The 3,759-nt window shown below is 63.7% G+C and carries 4 protein-coding genes; 3 read left to right on the top strand and 1 reads right to left on the bottom strand.

Translation table 11 applies throughout. From position 1 onward, the window contains the following. The 3 genes from VLR48_RS18250 to VLR48_RS18240 form a co-directional block, all read left to right on the top strand. A partial coding sequence (locus VLR48_RS18250; RefSeq protein WP_325293156.1) for a hypothetical protein occupies nt 1–286 on the top strand: 286 nt, incomplete at its 5' end. Continuing rightward, complete coding sequence (gene pglZ, locus VLR48_RS18245; RefSeq protein WP_325293155.1) at nt 283–2,301, top strand: BREX-3 system phosphatase PglZ; 2,019 nt, start codon at nt 283–285, stop codon at nt 2,299–2,301. The genes VLR48_RS18250 and pglZ, both read left to right, overlap by 4 nt. Nucleotides 2,302–2,404: 103 nt before the next feature. Next, nucleotides 2,405–2,713 carry a hypothetical protein gene (locus tag VLR48_RS18240; RefSeq protein WP_325293154.1) on the top strand — a complete coding sequence of 103 codons (309 nt, stop codon included), beginning with the start codon at nt 2,405–2,407 and terminating at the stop codon, nt 2,711–2,713. On the opposite strand, the gene VLR48_RS18235 is transcribed toward VLR48_RS18240, so the two are convergent. Further along, complete coding sequence (locus VLR48_RS18235) at nt 2,710–3,666, bottom strand: IS1595 family transposase (protein WP_325293153.1); 957 nt, start codon at nt 3,664–3,666, stop codon at nt 2,710–2,712. The two genes, VLR48_RS18240 and VLR48_RS18235, sit on opposite strands and share 4 nt — an antisense overlap. Between the last annotated feature and the right edge of the window lie 93 nt (nt 3,667–3,759).

The raw sequence follows: 3,759 nt of genomic DNA, 5'->3' as shown, positions 1-3,759 counted from the left end.
GGGCGAGCAGCACATCCAGGAGCTGATGGAGCTGCACCGCACACGGCTACAAGAGGCTCGCGAACGAGCCCGCTACGCCTTCGAGGCCCGAGATCAGGCGATTGGCCGGATCGGTCTGCCAGCGGTGCGGGCCTATCGCCGTCGGCGTCTCGAGCAAGAGCACAGGGAGCGGATGGCCACCCTCGATGCCGCGGAGACCAGTCTCCCGGACCTCAACGCGATCATGATGCTCCGCGTTGGACCTGGCTTCGCCTCGGAATCGGTCGCCACGGCGGGTGGATCATGAGCCTATGGAGCGAGCGCATCCTCGGGGAGTTTCCGCCGGACCTGGCGCGGTTCTGGATCGCCGCGGACCCGGACGATGTCTTGCTGGACGAACACATCCTGTCCGAGCTGCGCGGGCGAGGTTTCGAGGTCCTGCCGTTCGAGGATGCGATCGCCTTCCGAGCCGACTACGAAGCACGCTGGAGACAGCCTTGGGACCACTGCGAGCCTGGGCCGGCAAAAGCCCTGGTACTTCACTTGCGGTCCGCGGAGCCGGGAGCCCTCCCCTGGGACTACCTGCGTCAGGCACGCCTGGTCCGCCTGAGCTTGGCGAACCTGTTTCCGCGTCTGAGCTATGGCGTGGTCCACCGACTCGGCGTTGAGTACAGGGAAGCGCTGTTCGACGCGCATGCCAAGCATGCCTCTCAATCGCCTGATCAGATCTGGGGCGAGGCGGCGACCAAGGAGTTCATCCTGACCTACATCTTCCAGCTCGGGCCGCATCTGATCTCGGGCAACGTGGACCTGTGGCGGGAGCTGCTTCGGCTCCACTACCGCAACACGCCGTTGCCAACACTGCTGGCGGGTCATGTCCAGGGCATCCTGTGGAGCAAGCCCGCGTTCGAAGGGCTACCGATCAGCGAACTGTTCGCCTCACTTCCGACCTTTTTGCGAGCCGTCCAGGCCGCCTGGGAACGCTTTCTGAAAGGGAAAGGGATCGAAGGATCGCGGATCGCCGAGGCGTCGTCGCCCGAGTACGGCGGGGACTCCGAGGGCAAGCTCGACATCCCGTTCGAGCATCCGGACATTTGCGCGCTGATCGATTCCATGTTCCTCGACGGAAAATTGCATCCGATCCTGGTGCAAAAGGTGCCTTCCGACGTACCGGACTGGCTTGCGGTCGGGATCGTTCGGGACCCGGCTGCACGGCGCAATCTGGTCTGCGACGGACTGAAGCGTCTACTCGACACCATGCCGTCAGAAAACGGTAGCTATCGAGATTGGGCAGCTTTCGCGAAGAGCCAAGGCGAGATCCTCTCTCGCTTTCATGCCTTGGATCATGCTCACGCGAACGGGCTTGATGACATGCTCAAGGAAGTCCAGCAGCGCTCGGACGAGCTGCTGGTGTCCTGGATCAGAAAACACTACTCGGACCTGCCATCCCTGCCCGCCGCGACGGCACCGGTGATGTTGCACCAGGTTCCGCGCTTTCTGGCTATGCGGCGCAGTGCCGGAGAGAAGAAGTTGGCGTTGCTGGTGTTCGACGGGCTGGCGATGGATCAGTGGGTGCAGATCCGTGAGCATGTCACCGGGCGCGCACCCAAGCTGGTCTTCGATGAAGGCGCATGCTTTGCGTGGCTGCCCACGCTCACGGCTGTGTCACGGCAAGCGCTGTTCTCCGGGTTGAAGCCCCGTGAGTTTGCGGACTCGATCGCAGGAACCAGCGCCGAGCCATCACTTTGGTTGCGCTTCTGGCAAGACCAGGGGCTTCGCGCCGGCGAAATCCTGTATCGGAAGGGAATCCGTCGCGTCGAGCAGCTCGATGGGCTGTCAGCAGAGCTGTCCAAGCCATCGATCAAGGTCGCGGGACTCGTCGTCGACACCATCGACGAGATCGTGCACGGTGCGGTGCTGGGCAAGCGAGGGATCGCGAGCCAGATCGACAGCTGGTGCACATCCGGCTTCGTGGAACAGTTGTTCGGGCTCCTGCTGGATAACGGCTTCCATGTCTACCTGACAGCGGATCACGGCAACGTGGAGGCAACCGGCGCCGGTCGCCCGAATCAAGGCGTGATCGCGGAATCCCGCGGAGAGCGAGTCCGCATCTATCCAACCGACCTGCTGCGAAAGCAGTCGGCAGAACAAATCCCCGGGACCGTTGAGCTGCCCTCGCCGGCTTTGCCGCCGGACTTTTTGCCGTTGTTCGCCGGTGAGCGAACAGCCTTCGCCAACAAAGGCGAGCCGTTGGTGGCGCATGGCGGTTTCTCGGTCGAGGAGCTTATCGTTCCCTTCGTGAAAGTGAGTTCTCCGAGTTGACGAGCGCAAAGACAGACCCGCCTCATATCGGCTTCGACCGATTCATCCCGCTTGAGTGGGTGGCTGTGCACTGCATGTTCGTGCAGATATGGAAACGTCTGAGATGCTCGAAGCGCTGATCAGCCAAAAAGAGCCCAGTGAGGCTTCGAGGAAGAAGACCCGCAGCGTACTGAAAGGTCTTTGGCTCGCACCCCGGGCAGATCTGACCCCTTTCGCGGACCGTGGCGCCGAGCTTCTCGCGGAAGTCGGTGCATCGGCCGTACCGGCTCTATGTTGGGGCATGGCGATCTCGGCCTACCCATTTTTCGGCAAGGTCGCCGAGGTGACCGGCCGCTTGACCGCTATCCAGGGCGACTGCGCATCGGCGGAAATTCATCGTCGCATGGCCGAGACCTATGGAGAACCTGATTAGCAAGGAAGCTCAGCCACGCGCCGGATCCAGGGTTCCGGGCGCGGCGCGCAAGTCACCGCCGCCACCAGCAGCCGGGTCGGCAGCGCCTGCAGATCGAAGCGGCGGTTGAAGCGATAGGCGATCGCGCCGAGGTAGCGCTCGGCATACTTGCCGAAGTCGAAGCTATGGTAGGCGCCGCTGAAGCTGGTCTTGAGATTGCCCGGGACAGTGTTGATCCACTGGAACATCGGCAGGTCCTTGGGTTTGCGTCCACCGACGACGGTCGGCTGGTGGGTGCAGCCGATGTCGGTGACGCCGGCGAAGCAGGCCAGGCCGTCGGAGACGACGGTGCTGGACGGGGCGAGGTTCGCGCCCGCCCAGTCGGCGATGGCGCTGCGGGTGAAGCCGGGCAGTCGGGTGAATTTGGCGCGCAGCGGATGGCCTTGGTCGTTGAGCGAGACCGCGCCGATGAAGGGCACCTTGTTCTCCGAGCCGCGCCCGACCGTGCCGCCGGCCAGTTCGCCGCCGAGATAGGCGTCGTCGACCTGCACGGTCCCGCACAGCACCGTGGCGGCCTCGCGCTCGACCATCGCCTGCATCAGCTTGTGATGGATCAGCCAGGCGGTCGGATAGCTGACCCCGAGATCGCGTTTCAGCGCCAGGGCCGAGAGTCCGGTCTTGGCCTCGCCGATGAGATAGATCGCCAGGAACCACACGGTCAATCCCAGCTTGGTGGCCTCGAACAGGGTTCCGGCGATCAGCGAGGTCTGATGATGGCAGGCGTTGCATTGGAAGGTCTTGCGGGCGCTGCCGCGCAGCACGCAGTGCGCGGCTCCGCCGCAGTTCGGGCAGCGAAATCCGTCCGGCCAGCGCGTGCGCTCCAGCGCCGCCTCGCACTGCGCCTCGGTGCCGAACTGTCGGAAGTGCTCGAACAACGACATCCCGTGCTGGAACTGGATCCGATTCATGGCCATGGCAGACTCCGTCGGGTGGTGGACCTGCGACCAGTCTGCGCCCGCCGGTGGCTCATTCCGTGAGCCTGGCGGAAGATTCTTTCTAATCAGGAT

Origin of the sequence: Thiocapsa sp., assembly GCF_035467215.1 — a bacterium.
Classification (GTDB): domain Bacteria; phylum Pseudomonadota; class Gammaproteobacteria; order Chromatiales; family Chromatiaceae; genus Thiocapsa.
Note: the sequence above shows the minus strand (reverse complement) of the source record. Positions and strands in the feature narration are given on the sequence as shown.